At 61.7% G+C, this 21,468-nt stretch carries 27 protein-coding genes; 18 read left to right on the top strand and 9 right to left on the bottom strand.

The features are described 5' to 3' along the window. Positions 1–202 precede the first annotated feature (202 nt). Complete coding sequence (locus tag ACESNB_RS17060) at positions 203–793, top strand: TetR/AcrR family transcriptional regulator (protein WP_373009520.1); 591 nt, start codon at positions 203–205, stop codon at positions 791–793. Here ACESNB_RS17060 and ACESNB_RS17055 read toward each other — a convergent pair. After that, entirely contained in the window at positions 790–1,497 is a 708-nt protein-coding gene (locus ACESNB_RS17055; protein ID WP_373009518.1) for a 2OG-Fe(II) oxygenase, read from the bottom strand. The two genes, ACESNB_RS17060 and ACESNB_RS17055, sit on opposite strands and share 4 nt — an antisense overlap. Continuing rightward, the gene (gene carA, locus ACESNB_RS17050; RefSeq protein ID WP_373009516.1) at positions 1,494–2,675 is read right to left on the bottom strand and encodes a glutamine-hydrolyzing carbamoyl-phosphate synthase small subunit; all 1,182 of its coding nucleotides are present in this window, start codon (positions 2,673–2,675) and stop codon (positions 1,494–1,496) included. The genes ACESNB_RS17055 and carA overlap by 4 nt, the downstream gene beginning before the upstream one ends. Positions 2,676–2,805: 130 nt before the next feature. Between carA and ACESNB_RS17045 the strand changes: the two genes are divergently transcribed. The 5 genes from ACESNB_RS17045 to rpoD all read left to right on the top strand — a co-directional run bounded on the left by ACESNB_RS17045 (position 2,806) and on the right by rpoD (position 8,196). Continuing rightward, the gene (locus tag ACESNB_RS17045; RefSeq protein WP_373009514.1) at positions 2,806–3,300 is read left to right on the top strand and encodes a GatB/YqeY domain-containing protein; all 495 of its coding nucleotides are present in this window, start codon (positions 2,806–2,808) and stop codon (positions 3,298–3,300) included. Between the two features lie 144 nt (positions 3,301–3,444). Further along, positions 3,445–3,828: a PRC-barrel domain-containing protein gene (locus ACESNB_RS17040; protein ID WP_373009512.1), complete on the top strand. Its 384-nt coding sequence runs from the start codon at positions 3,445–3,447 to the stop codon at positions 3,826–3,828. Positions 3,829–3,830: 2 nt separating this feature from the next. Further along, the gene (locus ACESNB_RS17035) at positions 3,831–4,172 is read left to right on the top strand and encodes a hypothetical protein (RefSeq protein WP_373009510.1); all 342 of its coding nucleotides are present in this window, start codon (positions 3,831–3,833) and stop codon (positions 4,170–4,172) included. 127 nt (positions 4,173–4,299) lie between these two features. Continuing rightward, entirely contained in the window at positions 4,300–6,162 is a 1,863-nt protein-coding gene (gene dnaG, locus ACESNB_RS17030; RefSeq protein WP_373009508.1) for a DNA primase, read from the top strand. 66 nt (positions 6,163–6,228) lie between these two features. Continuing rightward, the gene (gene rpoD, locus ACESNB_RS17025) at positions 6,229–8,196 is read left to right on the top strand and encodes an RNA polymerase sigma factor RpoD (protein WP_373009506.1); all 1,968 of its coding nucleotides are present in this window, start codon (positions 6,229–6,231) and stop codon (positions 8,194–8,196) included. A gap of 30 nt (positions 8,197–8,226) precedes the next feature. On the opposite strand, the gene ACESNB_RS17020 is transcribed toward rpoD, so the two are convergent. After that, positions 8,227–8,439 (bottom strand): hypothetical protein, encoded by a 213-nt coding sequence (locus ACESNB_RS17020; RefSeq protein ID WP_373009504.1) that lies wholly within the window; start codon positions 8,437–8,439, stop codon positions 8,227–8,229. Next, complete coding sequence (locus tag ACESNB_RS17015) at positions 8,430–8,756, bottom strand: hypothetical protein (protein WP_373009502.1); 327 nt, start codon at positions 8,754–8,756, stop codon at positions 8,430–8,432. Before ACESNB_RS17015 ends, ACESNB_RS17020 begins: the two co-directional genes overlap by 10 nt. 275 nt (positions 8,757–9,031) lie before the next feature. Here ACESNB_RS17015 and ACESNB_RS17010 point away from each other — a divergent pair, with 275 nt between their 5' ends. Continuing rightward, on the top strand, positions 9,032–9,211 hold the full coding sequence (locus tag ACESNB_RS17010) for a hypothetical protein (RefSeq protein ID WP_373009500.1): 180 nt from the start codon (positions 9,032–9,034) through the stop codon (positions 9,209–9,211). Between the two features lie 184 nt (positions 9,212–9,395). Here the strand turns inward: ACESNB_RS17010 and ACESNB_RS17005 are convergent, their stop codons facing one another. From ACESNB_RS17005 to ACESNB_RS16995, 3 genes are all read right to left on the bottom strand, one after another. Continuing rightward, positions 9,396–10,013, bottom strand: coding sequence for a GtrA family protein (locus ACESNB_RS17005; protein WP_373009498.1), 618 nt, complete (start codon positions 10,011–10,013; stop codon positions 9,396–9,398). Positions 10,014–10,191: 178 nt separating this feature from the next. Further along, positions 10,192–10,734 (bottom strand): GIY-YIG nuclease family protein, encoded by a 543-nt coding sequence (locus ACESNB_RS17000; protein WP_373009496.1) that lies wholly within the window; start codon positions 10,732–10,734, stop codon positions 10,192–10,194. 146 nt (positions 10,735–10,880) lie between these two features. Then, the gene (locus ACESNB_RS16995) at positions 10,881–12,326 is read right to left on the bottom strand and encodes a hypothetical protein (RefSeq protein WP_373009494.1); all 1,446 of its coding nucleotides are present in this window, start codon (positions 12,324–12,326) and stop codon (positions 10,881–10,883) included. A gap of 274 nt (positions 12,327–12,600) precedes the next feature. Here ACESNB_RS16995 and panD point away from each other — a divergent pair, with 274 nt between their 5' ends. Further along, positions 12,601–12,957 carry an aspartate 1-decarboxylase gene (gene panD, locus ACESNB_RS16990; RefSeq protein WP_373009492.1) on the top strand — a complete coding sequence of 119 codons (357 nt, stop codon included), beginning with the start codon at positions 12,601–12,603 and terminating at the stop codon, positions 12,955–12,957. Here panD and ACESNB_RS16985 read toward each other — a convergent pair. Next, entirely contained in the window at positions 12,954–14,009 is a 1,056-nt protein-coding gene (locus tag ACESNB_RS16985) for a class I SAM-dependent methyltransferase (RefSeq protein ID WP_373009490.1), read from the bottom strand. The two genes, panD and ACESNB_RS16985, sit on opposite strands and share 4 nt — an antisense overlap. Positions 14,010–14,015: 6 nt before the next feature. After that, positions 14,016–14,975 carry a prolipoprotein diacylglyceryl transferase gene (gene lgt, locus ACESNB_RS16980; protein WP_373009488.1) on the bottom strand — a complete coding sequence of 320 codons (960 nt, stop codon included), beginning with the start codon at positions 14,973–14,975 and terminating at the stop codon, positions 14,016–14,018. Between the two features lie 89 nt (positions 14,976–15,064). On the opposite strand from lgt, the gene ACESNB_RS16975 reads away from it, so the two are divergent. The 10 genes from ACESNB_RS16975 (at position 15,065) to fliN (ending at position 21,409) form a co-directional block, all read left to right on the top strand. Then, positions 15,065–15,334, top strand: a complete 270-nt coding sequence (locus tag ACESNB_RS16975) for an accessory factor UbiK family protein (RefSeq protein WP_373009486.1) — start codon at positions 15,065–15,067, stop codon at positions 15,332–15,334. 111 nt (positions 15,335–15,445) lie between these two features. Further along, on the top strand, positions 15,446–15,949 hold the full coding sequence (locus tag ACESNB_RS16970) for a YbjN domain-containing protein (protein WP_340691739.1): 504 nt from the start codon (positions 15,446–15,448) through the stop codon (positions 15,947–15,949). Between the two features lie 25 nt (positions 15,950–15,974). Then, on the top strand, positions 15,975–16,781 hold the full coding sequence (proC, locus tag ACESNB_RS16965) for a pyrroline-5-carboxylate reductase (RefSeq protein ID WP_373009484.1): 807 nt from the start codon (positions 15,975–15,977) through the stop codon (positions 16,779–16,781). A gap of 13 nt (positions 16,782–16,794) precedes the next feature. Next, a complete protein-coding gene (locus ACESNB_RS16960) occupies positions 16,795–17,439 on the top strand; it encodes a hypothetical protein (protein ID WP_373009482.1) in 645 nt (214 codons plus the stop codon). A 5-nt stretch (positions 17,440–17,444) separates the two neighbouring features. Beyond that, a complete protein-coding gene (locus ACESNB_RS16955; protein ID WP_373009480.1) occupies positions 17,445–18,527 on the top strand; it encodes a phosphotransferase in 1,083 nt (360 codons plus the stop codon). Positions 18,528–18,732: 205 nt separating this feature from the next. Next, positions 18,733–19,005 (top strand): DUF1153 domain-containing protein, encoded by a 273-nt coding sequence (locus ACESNB_RS16950; RefSeq protein WP_340691744.1) that lies wholly within the window; start codon positions 18,733–18,735, stop codon positions 19,003–19,005. Between the two features lie 109 nt (positions 19,006–19,114). Next, positions 19,115–19,789, top strand: coding sequence for a hypothetical protein (locus ACESNB_RS16945; RefSeq protein ID WP_373009478.1), 675 nt, complete (start codon positions 19,115–19,117; stop codon positions 19,787–19,789). Then, positions 19,786–20,709, top strand: a complete 924-nt coding sequence (locus tag ACESNB_RS16940; RefSeq protein WP_373009475.1) for a flagellar motor switch protein FliG — start codon at positions 19,786–19,788, stop codon at positions 20,707–20,709. The genes ACESNB_RS16945 and ACESNB_RS16940 overlap by 4 nt, the downstream gene beginning before the upstream one ends. Then, the gene (locus ACESNB_RS16935; protein WP_373009473.1) at positions 20,706–21,083 is read left to right on the top strand and encodes a hypothetical protein; all 378 of its coding nucleotides are present in this window, start codon (positions 20,706–20,708) and stop codon (positions 21,081–21,083) included. The genes ACESNB_RS16940 and ACESNB_RS16935 overlap by 4 nt, the downstream gene beginning before the upstream one ends. Before the next feature lie 62 nt (positions 21,084–21,145). Then, positions 21,146–21,409, top strand: a complete 264-nt coding sequence (fliN, locus tag ACESNB_RS16930; RefSeq protein ID WP_373009471.1) for a flagellar motor switch protein FliN — start codon at positions 21,146–21,148, stop codon at positions 21,407–21,409. Positions 21,410–21,468 lie beyond the last annotated feature (59 nt).

Genomic DNA, 21,468 nt, shown 5'->3' with positions numbered 1-21,468 from the left:
TAAGGTGCTTCCGCCATGTCGAAACGAAAATGGCCGCCCCGGTATCCTGAAAAGGAAACGGAGCGGCCATCTCGTCCACCATCGGCAAGCCTGTACGGGTCCCCACCCAGCCTGCTTTTATTCAAATTCAACGGATGAGGCGCACCCATTTGTAAGTTTTACATACCACTGGTATGATAGACGTTCAATACAAGAAATCCCCATGCCAAAACGAACACAGGAACAAGCTGGTGAAACCCGCCGCGCCATTTTCGATGCGGCGCGACAACAGTTTGAAACGGAAGGCTATGCTGGCGCCTCCATCTCAAGCATCGTCGCAGCGGCCGGTACCACGAAGGGCGCCCTTTTCCACCATTTCGCCAGCAAGGAAGCCTTATTCCTGGAAGTGTGGAAGTCACTTCAGTTGAAGATGGATTTAGAGGCCCGCGCAGCCGCAGCGGCGGGTCGATCGAAAGAGGACCCGTATGCGGCCATGCTCGCCGGCACCCGGGCCTATTTCAAGTGGGCCGCCACCCCGGCCTACCAACAGATTGTCTTGATCGACGGGCGCGCCGTCATGGGCCTCGCGCGCTGGCAGGAAAACGATGACCGGCTTGGCCGCAACAATGTGGAACAGGGCATGCGCTACCTGGCCCGGAAAGGCCTGATCAGCGAAGAAGGGGTCGTGCCCCTGTCGGTCATGCTGCTGAACGCCCTGAATGGCGCTGGCTTTGCCCTGACGCGCAAGGACCCCGGTATTACGGCGGATACGCTGTTCGACGCCTTCGAGAAATTGTTGCGCGGCCTGCGCTAGCTTATCGGATCGATGCGGGTGTCGCCGGACTGGTTGACGCGCCACCAGCCTGCAATTGCGTAGCGCCGCGCGTGTGTGACTTCGACCGCGTGGGGCACGGTTTCTGACAGCATGAACGCCACGCCCGCGCCGTGGGGCAACAGGCGGGCCGATGGCGCATCTGTCTCGCTGGCGCGTTCCGGCCAGATGACCAGAGCGCCGCCCTTGTCGTCCGCCCAGTCTTCATTGAGATAGACGATTAGCGACAAGACCCGGTTTCGGGCGCCCTCGAAACTGTCGAGGTGGCGATCATAGAAGCCGCCCTCTGGATAGACCGCAAAGCAGGACTCGAAGTCGAACAGTCCAATCATCAAGGCGCGGTTGAGGCTTCTCCGAAGCGGTGCGGCCCAGTCGAAGAACGCCCGCTGTGCGGGGCTCGATCCGTCCATCCAGGAAATGCGGGTGAGGCGCACCGAGCGATCAAGCTGGAAGGCGTCCTCCCGTCCGATCCCCGCCATTGGGAGATCCTGCTCGGCATCGCGCGCGAAAATCTCGGATCTCAGGGCGGTCGTCAGGTCGTCAGGCAGGAAGTCAGGTTGCCAGCTCCAGCCTTGTGCCGCGATGTCGCCGGCAATGGTGGCAAGGCGATTGTCTTCGGGAACCGGGATGGGGGTATAGATGGGGTCTGACGCACCGGGCAGCCCGGTACGTACCGGAGGCGTCACCCGCGATGGCTTTCCATCAGTCCGGCGAACCGCGCGAACAGGTAGAAACTGTCCTGCGGGCCAGGAGAGGCTTCAGGGTGGTGCTGAACCGAGATGATCGGCTTGCCTGCGACACTGAGGCCGGAATTCGTTCCGTCGAATAGCGAGCGATGGCTCTCTTCGACGCCCGCTGGCAGCGTGGCCGGATCAACCGTGAAGCCATGGTTCATCGAGACGATCTCGACCTTGCCGGTCGCGATGTCTTTCACGGGATGGTTCGCGCCATGGTGGCCCTGCGCCATTTTCATCGTCTTTGCACCGAGGGCGAGGGCGAGCAGCTGGTGGCCGAGGCAGATACCGAGGATTGGCGTACCGCTGGCAATCACATCGCGGATCATGTCGCCTGAACGCAGGATCGTAGCGGCCGGGTCGCCCGGGCCATTCGAGAAGACCACGCCGTCCGGCTTGACCGCCGCAATTTGTGCTGCTGTTGCATCGCCATTCACGACCGTCGTGCGGGCGCCAACGCTGGCCAGGTTGCGCAGGATGTTCTTCTTCACGCCGAAATCGACGACGACGACGTGGAACTTTGCGTCCTGGAGCGCGCCATAGCCGCTGCCCGCCTGCCAGAGCTGCTGAGTGTTGTGATAATTGGCGTCGCTGTCGACATCGGCGGCGAGATCGGCATCGTCGAGGCCTTTCCACGCACGCGCCTGCGCGATCAGCGCATCGGTGTCGATGCCGCCTTCCGGCTGGTGGCAGATGGCGGCCTTCTGCATACCGCGTTCGCGTATCAGCCGAGTCATGGCCCGGGTATCGACGCCAGACAGGCCGATAATGCCGCGCGCTTTCAGCCAGTCATTGAAATGGTGGGTTGAACGCCAGCTAGAAGGCGCTGTGATGGGCTCGCGAAATACCGCCCCGCGCGCCGCGCGGGCTGCGGCAGGCGAGGATTCTTCATGATCGTCCAAGTTTGCACCGACATTGCCGATATGCGGGAACGTGAAAAGAATAATCTGCGACGCATAGGATGGGTCGGTCAGGATCTCCTCATAGCCGGTGATGCTCGTGTTGAAGCAGAGCTCCCCGATATTCGTACCTGCAGCGCCTGCGCCGAATCCCAGAAAAACTGTGCCATCCGCAAGGGCAACTGCTCCCGTCGCAGGCGAGCCCGCTTGAATTTTCGTGTCTTTAGTCATATCTCGTTTTGCTTCCGGACTGTTTTCCGGTCGTTAACCCAACCGACCGATATTTTGTCCGGTTAATGGGGCTGAGTCTACGCATCGTCAAGCAAACTGGCGTTCGCGGTATGTGAAAGGCAATAGCGGCATGGGCCGAGAGGACACAAGTGAGACCATGTCGCTGAAGGCGCGCATCGTTCAGGCACTCAAATCCGAAACCGAAAAGGGCGCGAGCGACGTGGAACTTGCCACGCTGCGCCTGATCGAGTGCGCTGTGCGTGACCGTGACGTCTGCGCACGTGGCAGGGGCGTGGGTGAAGGCTGCCCGGACGCCGATGTCCGCGCCGTGCTCGAAACCATGGTGGCGCAACGCGAAGTCTCCGCGCGCGAACACGACTCAGCTGGCCGGATCGAGGACGCGATCCGCGAACGTGAGGAAATCGAGGTCATCGAGAAATTCCTGCCGGTTCCTCTCAGTGGGGCCAAACTAAATGCAGCCGTCCAGGATATCGTCGAGGACCTTGGCGCGTCCAAGCTGAAAGATGTGGGCCGCTGCATGTCGGCGCTCAAGGACAAGTTCCCGGGCATGGTCGAATCCGGCACTGCCGGCAAAGCTGTCCGCGACGCCCTGACACGGTCCTGACGCGGCAACCCATTGCTTCTTTTGAAAATGTTGCGCGTGCCAGGCGCCGCGCGATTATTCATGCTCGAAATTGCAGGCACTTTCCGGAACCTTGCGCGCGCCCCTCGCGTCTAATGGGTGTTCTCGCAAGGAAAGGAACATCCTATGAAATACCTCATTGCCCCCGCTGCCCTGATGGCCGCCCTGGCTGCATGCTCCGGTGCCGACGCCTCCATTGAAATAGCTGACTCGAACAGTTCTGCCTACACTGAATCGGCGGATGCCGGCCCAGTGACGGCGGACGCTACCGTCGAAAATACGGCACTGACTGAAACGGTCCTGGCGCGCCCTGCCTACGTCATGGCGGCTGGCGAATTCAAAGCCTCGGACCTGATCGGCGACAATATCGTCGGTGTAGATGGCAAGACCATCGCCACCGTGGCGGACGTGCTGATCGGCAACGACATGAGTCCGAGCCATATCGTTTCCGTGATGGCGGCATCCTGGGTGTTGCCGGTGACCTCGGCACACTGCCGTTCAGCGCGGTAGCCGTGAAACTGAATGCTGACGGTGAGCCGACCATTTCGGCCGCACTCGTCGATGAATCGCTCGACGGTGCCGACGATTACCGCCTGGCGTCTGAACTGATCGGCACCAATGCCGAACTCGCCGTCGCCGACAGTTGCACGCGTATCACCGACCTTATCACCAGTTCTGACGGGTCAGTGAAGCATGCCGTCGTGACCGATGGCATGTCTGGCGGCGCAACGGCGGACCGCCTCGTGATTGCCTTTGATGCGATCACGGTCGTCCAAGGCGACAGCAATGTTGAAGTGATGGTCAACATGACGCCGGAACAGCTGGAAACCGCGCCGGTCCTGAACGACGCCTAAGGCGCCGTTTGAGTCCATTTCGCACTCAAGGAATGGCCCTGCCGGAAGGCGGGGCCATTTTTTTGCCCGTGTCTCTCCGGTATTCTGTGCGTTCCCGAATCCGGCCCGACGCGCTACACTCGCTTTAATGTCCCAGACTGTCCGCATTCCTGATGGCTTCGTCGACGAACTGAAGGCCCGTATCCGGCCTTCGGACGTGATCGGTCGCAAGGTGAAACTGGTCAAGAAGGGCAAGGAATGGGTCGGACTCTCGCCCTTCACTGCTGAGAAGACGCCCAGCTTCTACGTCAACGACCAGAAGCGCATCTTCAAATGCTTCTCGTCCGGCATGGGCGGCGACGTCATCAGCTTCGTGATGGAGACTGAGCGTCTCTCCTTTATCGAGGCGGTCGAGAAACTGGCCGAGGAAGCAGGCATGAGCCTGCCCAAGGCGAGCCCGGAAGCCGCAGAGGAATATGACCACCGCAAGCGGCTTCAGGCGGCGTGCGAGGCGGCTGCAACCTATTTCGAGGACTGCCTGCAAGCCTCCGAGGGCGCGGCGGCACGGATCTATCTCGAAGGGCGCGGCCTGTTGCCAGCCGCCTGGCGCAGGCACCGGCTCGGCTTCGCGCCGGACGACTGGCGCAAGACAACCGAGCACCTGAAGTCTGAAGGTTTCACGATCGCGGAAATCCTCGAGGCGGGCCTCGCCAAGGAAAGCGACAAGGGCGGCGAACCCTATGACGCCTTCCGCGGGCGGCTGATGTTCCCGATCCCGGATTCGCGGGGCGGCGTCATTGCCTTTGGCGGCCGGGGCCTGATGCCCGACGCCAAGCCGAAATACCTGAATTCCGGTGACACGCCACTCTTCCACAAATCCCGCGTCCTGTATCGCTACAAGGCGGCTCGCGAAGCGCTGGGCCATGGCGAAGGCGGCGGGCTGATCGTTTGCGAAGGTTATATGGATGCCATCGCCCTGACCGAAGCGGGCTTCGGCCATGCCGTGGCGCCGCTGGGCACGGCGCTGACCGAAGACCAGATTGCGCTGCTCTGGCGCGCCGGGCCGGAACCGGTACTTTGCTTTGACGGCGATCGGGCCGGCCTCGGCGCCGCCTTCCGGGCGCTCGACCGGGCCCTGCCGCACGTCGAGCCCGGCCGGTCGCTGTATTTCGTGCTGCTTCCGGACGGCATGGATCCGGACGACCTGATTCGCGAGCGCGGACCGGCCGCGATGGCCAAAGCACTCGAAAACCGGCTTGCCTTGTCAGAATTGCTCTGGCGCCGGGAACGCGACGTCGAACCGCTCGACACGCCCGAACGCCAGGCCGGTCTCGAGGCGCGTCTCGCGACGGCGGCGGCGCAGGTCAAGCACCCCGGCGTGCGGGCGGCCTATGAGCGTGACCTCAAGGCGCGCATGCGCGATCATTTCTGGCAGGTGCGCCAGGCAAATCGCAGCAATAACAGCAAGAAACGCCCCGGAACGGGACACAATCCCGCGTCAGGAGATTCCGGCCAGGCGGCGCTCAAGGGCGGCGCGCCAGCCAAGCTGCGCGGCCTCGGTGCGATCGTTCGCGCCGTCGACAGCCCGTACCTGCTCGACTTCGGCGCCGAAACGCTGGCCGTCTCGGCCTTTCCCGATCCGGACGTCAGCCAGATACGCGACTGCATCCTCGACTTTGTGAACGCAGGGAAACCTATTGACCGCAAGGCCCTGAGCGCCCATTTACTTGAAGCAGGGAACATGCGCGCTTCCAGATTGCTCAAAGATTATCCTGATACGCCTCAGATAGCGGCCGATGGGCCCGAGGCACGGGAATGGCTAATAGCCCTCGAGCAATACATGGCGGTGAGAAGTTCCGACGGGCAGGAACCCGGCTCTGGCATGGATGCTGCGAGCGGGGAGTCAACGGCGTCGCCATCAGCGTGGCGCCGGCGTCACCAGCTTGTCGCAGAACGCCGGGCCCTGAGGGCCCGCATGAACGAGGCAGCAGGAAAAGTCGGCGAAAGCTAAGGCGCAGGTCAGTTTTTTGGGCAATCCACCAGGGCAGCGGCGGATATTCCCATGGGAGATATTTGAATGGCAACAGCCACCAAGAAGAAAAAGAACACCGCAGGCGATGGTGAAGGCGAAGATGAAAAGGACGGCGACGTCACGCTTGTCGACTTCAACGCATCCGACGTCAAGAAAGTGCTCAAGCGCGCTCAAAAGCGCGGCTTCATTACGCATGACGAAGTCAACGCCATGCTTCCGGCCGACGAGATCACGTCTGACCAGATCGAGGACGTGATGAGCCAGATCTCCGAAATGGGGATCGCGGTGGTCGAGAGCGAGGAAGAGGCCGAAGCCGAAGGCAAGGCGCTCACCAAGATTGAAGACAAGAAAGTTGTCACCAAGAAGGGCAACGCACGCGGCTCTGACCGCACCGACGACCCCGTGCGCATGTACCTGCGCGAAATGGGCGCCGTGGAACTGCTCTCGCGTGAAGGCGAGATCGCGATTGCCAAGCGTATCGAGGCCGGCCGCGATGCGATGATCCGGGGGCTGTGCGAAAGCCCGCTGACATTCGAAGCCATGATGGTGTGGCGCGACGAGTTGATGAACGAGCGCATTCTGTTGCGCGACCTGATCGACCTTGAAGCCACCTATGGCGCGGAAAACCCGCCGCCGGAGCCCAAGCCCAAGGAAGAGGAAGACGAGGACGAAGCCAAGGCGAAGGCCGAAGGCGCGGAAGGCGAAACCAGCGACGACGACGAGGACGACGACGAGGATGACGCCGCGGCGATGTCTATGTCGGCCATGGAAGCCGAACTGCGTGACGGCGTGCTGGCCAAGCTCGACGAGATCGCAGACGGGTTCGGACGCTACCGCAAGCTCCAGGACAAGCTCGTCAACCGCCGTCTCGAAGGCAAGGACCTGACCCCGAAGGCACAGGCCGAATATGACGAACTCTCGAACAATATCGTCGAGAGCCTGAAGACGATTCACATCAACAATGCCCGTATCGAGGCACTGGTTGAGCAGCTGTACGCGATCAACAAGAAGCTGATGGGCCTTGAAGGCAAGCTGATGCGCATGGCCGACGCCCATGGCGTGCCGCGCAAGGAATTCCTCGAGAACTATTTCGGCCACGAACTGGAGCCGGAGTGGAGCGACCGCGTCCGGGCCCTGTCGGCAAAGTGGAAACGCTTCGTCGACGGCAAGACAGAAGACATCGAAGACGTGCGCGGCGAGATTTCGGAAATTGCCCAGGAAATCGGCATTCCGATCGATAATTACCGGGTGCTGGTCCAGACCGTCCAGAAGGGTGAGCGCGAAGCGCGTATTGCCAAGAAGGAAATGGTCGAAGCCAACCTCCGCCTCGTGATCTCGATTGCCAAGAAATATACCAATCGCGGCCTGCAATTCCTGGATTTGATTCAGGAAGGCAATATCGGCCTGATGAAAGCCGTCGACAAATTCGAATACCGTCGCGGCTACAAGTTCTCGACCTATGCCACCTGGTGGATCCGTCAGGCGATCACCCGGTCCATTGCGGACCAGGCCCGCACGATCCGTATCCCGGTGCACATGATCGAGACGATCAACAAGATCATCCGCACCCAGCGCCAGATGCTGCACGAGATCGGCCGCGAGCCGACGCCGGAAGAGCTGGCCGAAAAGCTGGGCCTGCCGCTGGAGAAGATCCGCAAGGTGCTGAAAATCGCCAAGGAGCCGATCAGTCTAGAAACACCGATTGGCGACGACGAGGATTCAAACCTCGGCGACTTCATCGAGGACAAGATGGCACTGTTGCCCGTCGATGCCGCGATCCAGTCGAACCTGCGCGAGACCACCACCCGCGTGCTCGCATCGCTCACCCCGCGTGAGGAACGTGTGCTGCGCATGCGCTTCGGCATCGGCATGAACACCGATCACACGCTGGAAGAAGTCGGCCAGCAGTTCAGTGTGACGCGTGAACGTATCCGCCAGATCGAAGCCAAGGCGCTGAGAAAACTCAAGCATCCGAGCCGCAGCCGCAAGCTGCGCAGCTTCCTGGATACATAATGGTTTCAAAGGGCGGCCCGCGGGCCGCCCTTACTGTTTCACGCTAGGTGCGTCTCGTGGACTGTCACTCCGCGCCTTGCAGTGCTTGACGGCGGCGGGCCGGAACAGGCTTACTTCGCCCGCTTCCAACATGCGCAGTCTCGACGCGATCGCCTGTTGCGGCGCTGACAGGATGAGCATCGCCTCTTCCGGTGTATCAGACGTATGCGGCGCCAGCTCGCAGGCGGCGGCGTTCACGCGCATGGCGAGCCGCGCATGCTGTAGGCCGAGACATTGTTGACCAGTTTGGCGGTCGTGAAACCGATCAGGCCTAACAGGAACAGGGCCCGCATGTTCCTGTTGAGTTTCGGCAACAGGATCAGTGCCGCGACAATGCCGCCCAGCCAGGCAAAGTTCGATATCGTGATGTAGCGATTTGAAAAAGCCTGTTCTGCGCCAAAAGTACCCCAGCGTCCGAGCCCGGTCAGAAGCGCCGCGCCCATGCTGAAGGCAATCAGGGCCACGACGCCGCGATAGGCGATCAGGCGTGTCCTGAAATGCTGCCAGGTGAGCCAGAGCATGACAAGGACGGCGGACAATGGCTGCCGGTGCAACGAGAGCAGCGGCGGGCTTGTAGCCCCTGAAGACCGGGCTTGTGAAATAGTTGGCAACATATTGGGCGATGCCGATCAGAGTTTTGAGAGCTGACCTGTCCGGCAGCATGGCCGCCGTATAGTCAGCGCGTACGGACGTGAAATGCCACAAGAGCAGACCGAACAACAACGCCGCCGCCAGCGCGGCAACGGCGCGGCGGCGGCGGCTGGTATTCGGCACAATCGCAATCAGGAAGAATCCGATGGGCAGCAGGCACCAGGCGGTGGCAAAGCCATACACGGCGATTGCTGCGGAGGTGCAGGCGAGTACGAGACGTGCCCAACTCAATGACGGGCGCATCAAAAGTGCGATGCACCAGACAACACCCGCTATGCTGGCAAAGAGTGAGACCCGCCACGTCCAGAGCCAGTTTTCGCTTTGATCAAGCGAGAAATAGATGAAGGCCGCGAACGCGGCGACCAGGGGCAGGGATCGCATCTCGTCCAGCTCGGATAGCGTGCGGCGCAGGATATCGAACAGGCCAATAAAACCAATTCCGGAAATGAGCAGGCTGATGGTGACGACAGGCCAATGGGCCATGTCTATCAGCTCAGCATTCGCAAGCATCACGACATAGCCGCTTGCGACCCAATGGCCGCCATGTTGGACAAATAAGCGTGCGGGTTCGAGTGAACCTGTCTGTACGTCTCTCCAGACGGGTACGAGTTCCCAATCATCGAAAATGGGGTGCCTGATAGTGAAAGATGAGCGTGTAAGCCGCTGCCGCAGCAAAAAAGATGGCGGGCCAGACGAGCAGGCGAATGCCAACAGGCGTCCGGTCGTTCATCGCCCGATCCGGCCAGACTGTTTGCCAATACGAACAGGGCCGGAGGCAGCACCAATGTGGCGACAGAAAATGCAAGCCAGCGGCTGGCGCCGAACACATCGGTCATCATGGTGAAAACCAGTGCATTGATGCAGGCGCCTGCGCAGGCCGTCAGGCCGAAGCCGGGGCTGGCCTTTCCGCGGAAACGTTCGGGATGGACGTCAAAATGGTCGCAAGCGCGATAGCCGATTGCAATGGCAGCCAGGAATGCGATCAGCATTGCGTATGAGGCGCGCATTCCCAATCTATCGGCCAGAAGCCAGAGCAGGGCGCCCTGTAAGACGATCGCGAGGGCGATGATCAAACCGATGCGGACGACCGGTGCATTCCCGCTTGCGGGCTCGATATCGAGGGCCATTTGTATTCCGGCTCACATATATCGTGGTGCCTGCTGGGAGCCAGATGCGGCCCTTTCGTCCGGGAATAGGCCGACACCAATTTGCCGCTGCCGAGCATGCCTGCGTGGCACGCGGTGTCCGATTTGAAAATATGGATGGGGCCTACATCGGCCCGCTCGCGGGGACCCAAGCGCCGCGTCAGTCGAGGCAGAGAAGGGCCTCTTCGGCGCAGATTCGGCGCATGTTCATGATGTGGTCGCGCTGTGGATTATGCCAGTTGGTGATATTCAGCGGCGGCTCGAGATGGCGGACAAGCAGGGATTTTACTGACGCCACGTCGCCGGAGAACGGTAAGCGCGACACGAGCAGCGATGCCCGGATCCAGTCGGACAGGCGCGCCTCGCCTGTCCGGGAGAAACAAAAGCTCGACACGTTCCCGCTGTTGATGTCGAACGATCCTGGCTGCGCCGTCAGGTCGAGGTCTTCTCGCAGCAGGGCGCCGAGGGTCCGGCGTTCGGTGCTGGTGCCGCTGTTTCTGCCGGGCGGGTCGAAATGATCCTGCGGTGACGTGCCGGTTTCGGTCTTGCCGATGAAGAGGAGTCCGCTGTCTGAAACCGCGATTCCAGGGAGGTCATGACCCGCCGCGAGATACACGCCATAGACGCAGCGCGCGCTATGGCCCGGTGCCGTCCACCGTGTACGCAGCGCAGTTAGCGCGTCCTGAACATCTTGTATTCGCACGTTTCGTCCCCGGTCCCATGGGTGACGTTTACTTTTAGTTAATCTTTCTGTCCAGCGCCCCTGACAAATAAAAAGGGAAGTATTCGCGTGTGCACGTCCGGGGCTACGTTCCGTGCGCAGTCCAGTCCCTCCCCGACCAGGTGGCCTCAGCCGCCCATTGCGTGCCACCGGTCCATGCCCTCGCAGATGCCTTCCTGTTGCAGGGCGGTCTGGGCGGCAAAGTTGAACTGGTCGCTGGCGGACGCGGCCCATACGGCGGCGGCGGCATCAAAACTCGTGAACCCGATTTCCGACATGCCGCGTTCGATCCGGCTGCAGATCAGGCGAGCTGTGTCTGCGTCGGCTGTGTCGTTGAGGCTGGCGATCCGGTCGGCCAGGTCGAGGCGCGAGAAGATATAGTCATATACCGTCAGGTCCTCACCTACTTCAAAGGCCAGGATGTCGCCAGACGGGATGCCGGTATAGTCCGGCATCTGACCGTCATAGTCGGACGTGGCTGCGGTGAAAATCGAGGGAATCGGCTGATCGAGATAGACTGCCCACTGACCGATGGCGCCCTTGCCCTTGGTCTGCTTGATATTGCTCGCTTCCGGCAGCTCAGCAGAGACAACTAGGATCGGCGTATCGCTCCATGACTTGACCGAGAAGGCGCTGGTCGACTGCTCGGTAATCGACTGGCCGAACAGCGTGGTCGAGGACGTGTTCAGGAAGTTCGATGCTTCGAGCATGAGCGGCTGGTTGAAATATGTTACCAATGTCGAGGTCGGTGCGATCAGGTTGGCGGCGGTCGTCAGCGCGCCCATCACGTTGGCCCCGGCACTCCCCTGACGCTCATCGGAGAGCTGAAGGCGGAACCGGCCTTCGATCGTCGTATTCGGACCGACCTTGAAATAGGGCGTGGCATAGAGAGCGATGCTCTCATTGGTTGTCCAGGATTCGCCTTCGCTGCTGTCGGACGAGAAGGTTGCCGAGAAAAGCGCCTTGGTCGCCTTGATGTCCGGCTTGGTGACATCGAACTCGGCGATCAGCGTGCGCGTGACATTGCGCGAGCCCATCATGCGTGACAGCCAGTTGCGGCTTTCCTTGTTATAGTTGCGCGTGTCGAGCGGCTCCTTACGCGCGCCGGAGGAGACGCCCTCTATGTCATAGGCATCCGGCTTGAGGGTGACGATCTGGATGCGCGTATAGCGGTCCTGCAACATAAGTCCGTATTCTGAGTAAAGGGCGTTCTCGTCTATCGCCACATCAATGAACGGCAGATAGTCCTTGGCCGGTTTGGCGTTGCTGACGGCGCGTCCGGTGGACCGGCGCGGCGTTGGGGATGGTGCGCCAGCGGCGGTGGGCGGCAGATCGTTGATATCGAAATCGTCGTCGCCGCCTGGCAATCCGCGGCTGGGGCCACCCGAACCGACCATGGGACGCGGTGGATACCCTGCGGCTTCCTCCTCTTCATACACGGGTGAAGGAGGAGGGGGCGGCGGAGGTGGAGGAACTTCAGATTGCGGCGCCGAGCCGCCCGGCTCGACCTGTTGCGAGGCACAGCCTGCCAGAACAAGAGTGAGTGCGAGAATGCTGATCTGACTGTACTTCATTGCCGTCGTCCCCTGAGCGTGCGTCGTGTGGTTAACAGAACGGTAATAGGGTTGCGCGGTCAAGGCGAGCTATTTCCCGAATATTCGGGCATCACGTGTATTCGCCCTCAATATTGTATTGAATACTGGAGCACAGGTGCACGGCCCATTGCAGATTGCGCTTTACCGAACGTATGCTGCAATGCAATAAACCCATTGCCGACGGGGCAGCAGAACCCCATACACTCATTATGAGCATATTCGCCACGCTGTCTAATCGCCGGGAGGGCGCATCTTGTTGCTCAACATGCTGAAAGCCAAACTTCATTCTGCCACCGTCACCCAGTGTGACTTGCACTATGAAGGCTCCGTTTCGATTGACCAGGACCTGCTGGACGCGTCCGGCATCCTGCCGCACGAGCGTGTGGACATCTGGAGCGTCACCAATGGCGCGCGCATCCAGACCTATGCGCTCGAAGCCCCGCGCGGCTCGCACACGATCGGCGTCAACGGCGCGGCTGCGCGTCACTTCGCCGTGGGCGACAAAGTGATCATTGCGGCCTTTGCCAGCGTTGAGGCCGAAAAGGCCCGCCAGCATGCCCCGACCGTTGTGTTGCTGGACGATGCCAACGCGATCAAGCTGCCCGCCTAGAATCCTGCCGGTTTGGGCAGGCCCTTGCTGGAAATACAGATCGCCTTGAAGCGCTCGCCCATGTCTTTCGGGTCGATCAGGCGCTGGGCGGCGCTGAAGATCACGTCACCATCGTCCTCGTTTGCTTTCACGAGCTGGTTGAGCCGCGCCTGCGCGCCGAGGCCGAGCAGGAACATGCCCTGCGGCACCGGTCCGGTCACATCGAGACCCGCACTTTCGGCCAGCCGTTTCAGCCGCCCGAAATCCACGTCCACGGTGAGGTCCGTCTCGCCCGGTGCGTGAAGCGGCGAGACCTGCACGCCGTCCTTGAAAGCGCGCAGGGAGTCGCCGGGCGCTGCATCGACCGGACCATAGTCGACGAACAGCGCGTGCACGGGCGCGCCCTTCGCGGCCCGCGTCGCGAGTTCGGCGACGAGAATGTCGAGTCCGGTCTGGACTTCCACGCAGGCCGCTGACTTTGCCGCGCCTTCGGGCGCTGCGCGACCGTCAGCTGCGAGGCCGAACGCCAGCGCGCCGTCTGTATCAAGGCCCACGACACATTCGTGCCATTCCTCCCCGTCGCGCCGGAACTGGCGCGCGGGCAGGCAGTCGAGATATTCGTTGGCGAGGATAATGGTCGGCAGGTCCGGCACTTCGGACGCCTGCTCGGCAAATTGTGGTTCGTAGATCGCGAGCCGTTCCACCTGCACGTCGCGCAGCGCCGGGCTCGCTTCGACCAGTACCAGTTGCATCGCATCGGCAAATGGCTTGCCACCCGCGACGAAGGCCATGCGCAGGGCGTCCTGCATCAGCACGCCGCGACCTGGGCCGATCTCGACCAGGCAGAAGGCGTCTGGCGACCCCATCGCCTGCCATTCATGCACGGCCCAAAGGCCCAGCAATTCGCCGAATACCTGGCTCGTTTCCGGCGCGGTGATGAAGTCGCGCCCAAGGCCGGGGCGCGTCGCATAATAGCCATCCTGCCGGTCGTGCAAGGCAAGCTGCATATAGGTCGAAACCGGAATTGGGCCGCCAGTTTCAATCAGGCGAATGAGGCGCTCTTTAAGGGTCATGTCAGTCTAGTCGGGTGAGTGAAGCGGCTTTGGCTTGAGAGCATTCCAAACCAGCCACGCGCCGCCGATCCACATCGGTGCCGACAGGATCATGCCCATGGTCAGGCCGAATGGCAGGTTGCTGGCAAAGGAGTCCGGCAGGCGAAAATTCTCGACCACGGAGCGGCCCGTGCCATACATCAGCAGGAAGAGGCCCGCGATCAGGCCGGGCTTTTTCAATGCGCCGAATTTCCAGATCAGGAGCGATGCCACGACCACCGGCAGTAGGCCTTCCAGTACGGCTTCATAGAGCTGGCTCGGATGACGAGCGAATTCGTGGCCCGTATAGACCCATTGCTTCGCAACCCAGTCATAGGCCGACGGAGTCGAGCCGGGGACATAGCCTTCCGGGAAGATCACGCCGAGCGCGCTGTCTGTCTTGCGACCATAGAGCTCGGCATTGATGAAATTGGCCAGCCGCCCGAACATGATGCCGATCGGCGCCACGACGCCAGCAATGTCGCCCAGGGGTAGAAGACTCAGCTTCCGCCGGCGCGCAATCATCGCGATGGCCAGCGTCACACCGATCAGGCCGCCATGGAACGACATACCGCCATCCCAAATCTTCAGCACGCTCAGCGGGTTCGCCGCGATTACATCCTGCTGGTAGGGGACCATGTAGAAGAGGACGTAGCCGAACCGTCCGCCGAGGATGATCCCGAGGATGATCCAGAACATGGTGTCGTCGAGATCGTCTTTTGTCGCCTGACTGGTACCGCCGAACATGGCCGGCCGGTTGATCAGCGCCGTTGCGTACTGCCAGGCCAGCATGATGCCGGCGATATAGGCGAGGGCATACCAGCGCAGGTGAAAGGTGCCGAGGCCCACAAAACCGAAGTCGATCGAGACCAGCGCCGGGCTGAATTCCGGAAAAGGCAGGCCGCCGGCTGCCATGGGCAGGGCGATCAGTGTCAGGAGGTCTGTCATGCGGCGTCTTTTCCCTGTCTGGAACGCGTCCTATCTGTTAGGCAGCTGCCAATCATGGCCCAGCCGCCCCCGCGCGAAGGAGTAGCCTCATGGCGAACACAAATCCACTGCTCGATGACATTGCCGGTCTGATGACTGGCGTGATGGGCGCTGCCCGCGCCGCCGGCGAGGAGGCCAAGACCGCCGCCCAGTCGCGTGTGCGGGCCCTGATCGCCGACATGGACCTGGCCGGACGCGACGAAGTCGAGGCCCTGAAAGCCCTCGCCACAGCCGCGCTTGAGCGCGTCGAAGCGCTCGAAGCGCGTATCGAAAAACTGGAAGCAGCGGCGAAGCCGAAAAAGGCAAAAGCTGAGGAATAAGCAACAAAGCCTGCAGAACCGGGTGGACGCGCGTCCGCTCGCTTGCTTAGTGGTCCTTGGCGTCCTCGTGCGAATCCTGCACCGTGCACGAGCGACCGAAAGGGGAACCGTATGAGCCTTGATCTCTCCCGCGCCGAGATCGATCTGCCTGATCCGCTTGAGCGGGTCGAAGAAGCCCTCGAAACGGCTGGATGGCAGTACGACCGCGACGAGGACGGCACGATCCAGGCCGTGGCGGAAACCAAGTGGGGCGACATGGGCGCGCTGTTTGCCTATCGCCCTGATCCCTCCGCTATCCATTATTCGATGACGCTTGATGTGAAACCGGTGCCTGCGCGCCGCGCGGCGATTGCTGAACTCATCATGATGGCGAATGAACGCCTCTGGCTCGGTCATTTTGATTACTGGGCCGACGAAGGCGTCATCATTTTCCGCTACACATTCTCGATGCTCGACCGCGATGAAGTCTCGCCGGGCGAAGCCCGCGCCGCGATTGCGGCATCGATCAGCGCGGCAGACCGGTTCGTGCCTGCTTTCAATTTCCTGATCTGGGCTGGCAAGTCACCGCGCGAAGCGATCGAAGCCGTGATGTTCGAAACCCACGGCGAAGCCTGACACTGCCTCCACGGAGAATTAGAGAATGCCTGCACCGATCATTGCCCTGATCGGCGCCGGACGGATGGGCGCAGCCCTTGTGCGCGGCTGGCTGGCCGCCGGGACCCAATCACAAATCATCATCGTCACGCCGAGACCTTCGGACGAAGTGTCCGGCTGGGCGGCGGCTGGCAAGATCACGCTCAACCCGGAACCTGCGCCCGAAGGTCTCGGCGTTCTGTCGGTAAAACCGCAAGTCTTCGCCTCCACCATCGAAGACACTTCACCACTTATTGGCCCCGATACGCTCGTCGTTTCGGTGATGGCCGGCGTCCTGCTCAAGCAATTGGCGGCGTCATTCGAGTCGATCCGCGTGGTGCGGGCCATGCCCAACACACCGGGCGCCATCGGGCAGGGTGTCACCGTGACTACCGCGCCGCAGGGCGCTGATCCTGGCGACATTGATTTGGCAACCGAGTTGCTCCTGCCACTGGGTGTCGTGGAAGGCCCGATAGGCGAAAAGCTTATCTCGGCGGCGGCAGGCGTATCAGGTTGTGGCCCGGCCTATGTCTTCCTGCTGGCTGAAGTCATGGCGATGGCGGGCGAGGCCGAAGGCCTGCCGGCAGACCTGTCCGCTCGGCTGGCCCGCCGCACTGTCGAAGGCGCAGCTGCCCTTATGGCATCCACCGACGAAGCCCCGGACGCCCTGCGTAAAGCAGTGACTTCACCCAACGGAGTCACCCAGGCCGCCCTTGACATCCTCATGGATGAGGGTGGGATGGCGGTCCTGATGAGAAAGGCCCTGCGCGCCGCTGCCAACCGCGAACGGGACCTCTCTCGCCAAAAGGACTGACGCAGGAGAGGTCATGGCGCGAACGACAAGTATCATCGAGCAGGGAATGCTCGCCGCGCTCGATCTCGCCGCCACGAAGCCCTGGCCCGAACTCACGCTTAGCGAGATTGCGGCAAAGGCCGGGCTCACCCTCAACGATTTCCATGGTGTCGCGACGCGCGAGTCGCTGGCCGATGCGGTCGACGCGCATTTCGACCGGGCCATGTCCGCCGAGGCCATTGCAACCGATGACCTGCCACGCGAACGCCTGTTTGAAGTCATCATGTTGCGCTTCGAGGCGATGGAAGACTATCGCGACGGACTGAAGTCGCTTCTGCGCTATCGCGAAGCCCAGCCGTCGATCCTGTTGCGCCTGCCAGCGGCCCGCGCTGCGTCGGCGCGCTGGGCGCTCGCCTCTGCGGGTCTGGATGATGACAGCGGCGCGCCGCTCGGCCTGAAAGTGCTGGCCATCGCGTTCGTGATCGGCCGAACCGAACGCGCCTGGCGCAAGGAAACCAGCGGCGACTTCGCGCTCACCATGGCCGCGCTCGACAAGTCACTGCGCACGGCCGAAGAACGCATGGGCTGGGTCTCCCGCTTCACGGGAAAGTCCGCCACGAAACAACAAGAACCAGAACAAGAAAATGATGCACCGGAAAACGGCGCCACAAGGGAGTAGTATATATGACCCGTCCGGGACTCGACGGTAACCCGCTGGAACTGACGCCAGCATGGTTCAACGACCTGTTTGAAACCATCGGTATCGATGCCGGCGTCAAAGGCCTGACGGCCAAGGCGATTGGCACGGGCCAGATCGGTGAGAATGTCCGCTTCGTATTCGATTATGCCCGCAAGGGTGACGATGCGCCGGACACGCTGGTCGGCAAGTTCCCGTCAGGCAGTGAAGCCAGTCTCGCGACGGCTGCGATGCTCGGCCATTACAAGCGCGAAGTCATGTTCTACCGCACCTTCCCGAAAGTGGCAGGCAAGATCACCCCGGCGGCCTATTACACAGACTATGACGAAGCGACGAACCGGTTCGCCCTGATCATGGAAGACATGGCGCCCTCCGAACAGGGTGACCAGCTCAAGGGATGCTCGGTCGCCGAGGCCGAGTTGGCCCTGGCTTCTGCCGCGGTCCTGCACGCCGCATACTGGGGAGATGAGAGCCTTGATCAGCATGACTGGCTTCAGGGCTCTGAAACCTCGCCGCCACCCGTATTGACGTCAGAGCAGGTTGCCGACTTGTGGACCGGGTTCAAGGCGCGTTATGCGGCGCAGCTGACGACAGACGTGATTGAGGTCGGTGATGCCTATTCGGCTGCGCTGCCGCGCTGGGGCGAAGTGCATCCTGGCCCGTTTGCGCTGACGCACAATGATTTCCGGCTCGACAACATGCTGTTCGGCAAGCCGGGCGCACCGAAGCCGATTGCCCTGGTGGACTGGCAGACAGCCGCCAAAGGTGCCCCGGCCAATGATGTCGCCTATTTCATCGGGGCCGGGCTGACGCGCGAGGAACGCCCGAAGCATGAGCAGGCATTGCTGCGTTACTATCATGCGCGCCTCATAGAGGCTGGCATCTCCAGCTACAGTTTCGAGGACCTGTACGATCATTATCGCTGGTATTCCTTCTATGGCATGTCGGTCGCCTTCGGCGCGGCCATGCTAGTGAAGCAGACCGAGCGCGGCGATGAGATGTTCCTCACCATGCTTCGCAGGCATGCCGCGCAGGCGCGCGACAATGACGCGCTAGTCCTTCTGACCTGAACTTTTTTTAATCCAATCTGCAGAAAATCCGGCGGAATCGGTGATTTGTCCCGGTGCGGGACAGGTTTGCGAACATCCCCCTAATGCGCGGTGCGAAACTAACACGTCCGCTTATGCGTGAGCTTAAATCCGCTCGTGTAAGCCTGTTGCCAGAGGGTCCGAAGCAGTCGGGTCGTGGCATTACCGAAGCAGATGGTGTGTGGATATGGATACGCAGAACGCAAAACTGACGAGCGTCAAAGGCCCTGACGGGCAGATGCTCACCCTGGCAGACTTGCCATCGCCCGGCATTTCGCGCTGGGTTACGCGCCGCAAGGCAGAAGTCGTCGCAGCCGTCTCGGGCGGCCTGCTTTCGCGCTCAGCCGCGTGCGACCGCTACAACCTGACGGACGAGGAATTCGAAGGCTGGGAAAAGCTGTATTCCCGTCATGGTGTGAAGGGACTGCGGACGACGCGGCTCCAGAAATACCGCCGCTAAGCTTGCGGTCTCCTGATTATCGAAGCTCCGCCCGTTAAAGACAAATTTACGGGCGGGCGGCTATCACCATGACTGGACTCCGGATAGCCGGAGAATTCAGGAGCGGTTGATGGCAGGCAGATCCAGCAAACTCGATCCCGGCGCGGGGCCCTCACCAAGGGCGCTCGCACTGGCTGCGTTTGCAATCGCTCTTGGCCTTCTGGCCTGGCGCGGCAGCGAGCTGCTTACCTCCGACAATCCGCTTCCGACGACAGCGACGCCGCTCGATGCCTCCTTGATGAACATCATCGAGCCCGTCGTAGGCCCCGGCAATGCCCGCATTAGCGTCAACACTTCGGCGACTGGCGGACGCACCGTATTCGTCCTGCTTGACGCTGAAGCAGGCGCACAGGCCTCGACCATCGAAAGTCTCGTGACTGCAGCGGCCCGTCTCGATGTCATGACCGGCGACCTGTTCGTGATGCAGCAAGCTGTGTTTGCGAAAGGTGCGCCCGGGCGTCCAGACGCGGCGGCCTATGGCGAACTGTCCTTCCTCGCATTGCTCGCCGGCCTGCTCGGCTGGCTGGCTTTCGTGCCTCGCGCCGAAATGGTCTTCGAAACCGTTGAAGAACGGCCGCACCGCGCCCTTGGTTCCCCCCCCGAACGCACCCTTGCCCCGACTCCCATTCATCCTGTCAGGACGGCGCTGCCGCCCAGCGATGCCGCCGAATTAGCCCGCAAGGATCCCGCCCGTGCGGCTGACATCCTGCGCGGATGGATGACCAACAGGACCGACGCGGCATGAGCGCGCTCGCCCTTGTTCCTGCAGGTGAAGGCTTGGCGCGGTCCGCGCGCCTGATGCGCGCCCTCGGGCCTGAAGCCGCTGGCATATGGGCCGAACTCGACCCGCACGAAGCCCGCGCCCTCACTTCCGCCATGAATGCCCTTGGCGACAGTATGGACGGGGAATCGGAAGCGGCGCGCAGTTTTGTCGAAGCGCACCGCCGTCTGCGTCCGGCTGCAGCCACGACCGGTTCAGTCTGGTCGCGCCTGTCGGCGATCGACACGGGAACGCTCGCTGCGCTGTTCGCCAACGAACATCCCCAGACGATCGCCTTTATCCTGTCGCAACTGAGCGGCAACGCCTCCGCGAGGCTGCTGCGCGCGCTTAATCCCCAAGTGGCGATCGACGCCATGCACCGGCTCCTGCACATCGATCAGGTTCACCCGGCAGCCTGCGCAAGCCTCGAATCGCTCATTGCAAAACGCCTCGACAGTATAATCGGAGACGGCAATAGCAGCGGCCACGAGCGCGTCGCGCGCATCTTTGATGGTCTCGACAGCCGCACGGAAAAGGTCTTCCTAGAGGCGCTCGAAAACGCCGAGCCCGGCTCGGGCGAAAAGGTCCGCGCGCTCATGTTCACGTTTGACGATCTTGCCCGCCTTGATGCGGCCGGTCTACAGACGCTGTTGTCGGCAGGTGCCCGCGCGACGCTGGTTACCGCCTTGAAAGGCGCGTCCGAGCAAACGGCTGCGGCCTTCTTTGCCAACATGACACGTCGTGCCGGAGAGCTGCTGCGCGAAGAAATATCTGCCCGGGGCGGCACTCGCCGCAGCGAAGTGGACGCGGCGCGCCAGGAGCTTGTCTCGCTGGCCCGCAAGCTGATCGAACAGGGCGACATTCGAGTCGGGAACCAGATCGAAGACGAGGATCTGGTGGAATGACACAGCGCGCTGTCAAATCTGTGCAGCCGTTCGAATTTCGCAGCGATTTCACACTCGCGCCAGAACCCGAACAACGGCCCCCGCCCACTGAAGGCCAGCTGACGCTGACCGGACCCGAGCTCGCGCGCCTACTGTCCGAAGCCCGCTCCGAGGGCCTTGCCGCGGCGGCCCGCCTCGAATCATCGCAGGCTGAAGAGCGCCTCCATGCCGTGACGCACAGCCTCAACGACGCACTCGCCGATCTGGTCTCGCTCGCACGGCACCTTGAAGCGGGTGCGTATGAGGGGCTCGATATCGCGGTTGCGCTTGACCTCATCAACGCCACCGCCCAGCGTATTGTCGACGGTCAGGGCGACCTGTTTGCCGAGCGTTAAGGATTTGACACGCACAGTCGCTACACTCTAGGCCTGCGGCAGCACTCAGGATCGATCAGTTCATGCAACCAGCCAACCCCGCCCTGCAAAAGTCACTTATGGACGTGCCCGTGCGTGTGGACATTGTGCTGGGCGAAGTGCGCATGCCGATCGAGGAGCTCATGGCGCTGTCTCCCGGTGAGGTCATCGCACTCGAGCGCCGCACCAATGAAACCATTGATATTTACGTTTCAGACCGCCTGATGGCGCGCGGACGCCTTGTCGTTGCCGACGGCCAGTTGGGTGTGACACTGTCCGAAATCGTTGATGAACGAGCGGCCGCCTAGGCTTTTCCAGAAAACTCAGTGGCTTCGCGGTGTGCGTCCAGATGCACAGCCACCATTCA

Source organism: Hyphomonas sp. (assembly GCF_041689225.1).
GTDB lineage: Bacteria > Pseudomonadota > Alphaproteobacteria > Caulobacterales > Hyphomonadaceae > Hyphomonas.
This window is presented reverse-complemented; position numbering and strand designations above follow the sequence as displayed.

Excerpts from the sequence above, each read along its gene's own strand:
- ACESNB_RS16985 (WP_373009490.1), bottom strand. The coding sequence starts at position 14,009 with ATGACCCTTAAAGAGCGCCTCATTCGCCTGATTGAAACTGGCGGCCCA.
- dnaG (WP_373009508.1), top strand. The coding sequence starts at position 4,300 with ATGTCCCAGACTGTCCGCATTCCTGATGGCTTCGTCGACGAACTGAAG.
- ACESNB_RS16935 (WP_373009473.1), top strand. The coding sequence starts at position 20,706 with ATGACACAGCGCGCTGTCAAATCTGTGCAGCCGTTCGAATTTCGCAGC.
- fliN (WP_373009471.1), top strand. The coding sequence starts at position 21,146 with ATGCAACCAGCCAACCCCGCCCTGCAAAAGTCACTTATGGACGTGCCC.
- ACESNB_RS17040 (WP_373009512.1), top strand. The coding sequence starts at position 3,445 with ATGAAATACCTCATTGCCCCCGCTGCCCTGATGGCCGCCCTGGCTGCA.
- ACESNB_RS16970 (WP_340691739.1), top strand. The coding sequence starts at position 15,446 with ATGAGCCTTGATCTCTCCCGCGCCGAGATCGATCTGCCTGATCCGCTT.
- ACESNB_RS16940 (WP_373009475.1), top strand. The coding sequence starts at position 19,786 with ATGAGCGCGCTCGCCCTTGTTCCTGCAGGTGAAGGCTTGGCGCGGTCC.
- ACESNB_RS16945 (WP_373009478.1), top strand. The coding sequence starts at position 19,115 with ATGGCAGGCAGATCCAGCAAACTCGATCCCGGCGCGGGGCCCTCACCA.
- carA (WP_373009516.1), bottom strand. The coding sequence starts at position 2,675 with ATGACTAAAGACACGAAAATTCAAGCGGGCTCGCCTGCGACGGGAGCA.
- ACESNB_RS17045 (WP_373009514.1), top strand. The coding sequence starts at position 2,806 with ATGGGCCGAGAGGACACAAGTGAGACCATGTCGCTGAAGGCGCGCATC.
- lgt (WP_373009488.1), bottom strand. The coding sequence starts at position 14,975 with ATGACAGACCTCCTGACACTGATCGCCCTGCCCATGGCAGCCGGCGGC.
- ACESNB_RS16975 (WP_373009486.1), top strand. The coding sequence starts at position 15,065 with ATGGCGAACACAAATCCACTGCTCGATGACATTGCCGGTCTGATGACT.
- rpoD (WP_373009506.1), top strand. The coding sequence starts at position 6,229 with ATGGCAACAGCCACCAAGAAGAAAAAGAACACCGCAGGCGATGGTGAA.
- ACESNB_RS17015 (WP_373009502.1), bottom strand. The coding sequence starts at position 8,756 with ATGCTCTGGCTCACCTGGCAGCATTTCAGGACACGCCTGATCGCCTAT.
- ACESNB_RS17010 (WP_373009500.1), top strand. The coding sequence starts at position 9,032 with ATGGGCAGCAGGCACCAGGCGGTGGCAAAGCCATACACGGCGATTGCT.
- proC (WP_373009484.1), top strand. The coding sequence starts at position 15,975 with ATGCCTGCACCGATCATTGCCCTGATCGGCGCCGGACGGATGGGCGCA.
- ACESNB_RS17005 (WP_373009498.1), bottom strand. The coding sequence starts at position 10,013 with ATGGCCCTCGATATCGAGCCCGCAAGCGGGAATGCACCGGTCGTCCGC.
- ACESNB_RS16995 (WP_373009494.1), bottom strand. The coding sequence starts at position 12,326 with ATGAAGTACAGTCAGATCAGCATTCTCGCACTCACTCTTGTTCTGGCA.
- ACESNB_RS17060 (WP_373009520.1), top strand. The coding sequence starts at position 203 with ATGCCAAAACGAACACAGGAACAAGCTGGTGAAACCCGCCGCGCCATT.
- ACESNB_RS17020 (WP_373009504.1), bottom strand. The coding sequence starts at position 8,439 with ATGCGCGTGAACGCCGCCGCCTGCGAGCTGGCGCCGCATACGTCTGAT.
- ACESNB_RS16955 (WP_373009480.1), top strand. The coding sequence starts at position 17,445 with ATGACCCGTCCGGGACTCGACGGTAACCCGCTGGAACTGACGCCAGCA.
- ACESNB_RS16950 (WP_340691744.1), top strand. The coding sequence starts at position 18,733 with ATGGATACGCAGAACGCAAAACTGACGAGCGTCAAAGGCCCTGACGGG.
- ACESNB_RS16960 (WP_373009482.1), top strand. The coding sequence starts at position 16,795 with ATGGCGCGAACGACAAGTATCATCGAGCAGGGAATGCTCGCCGCGCTC.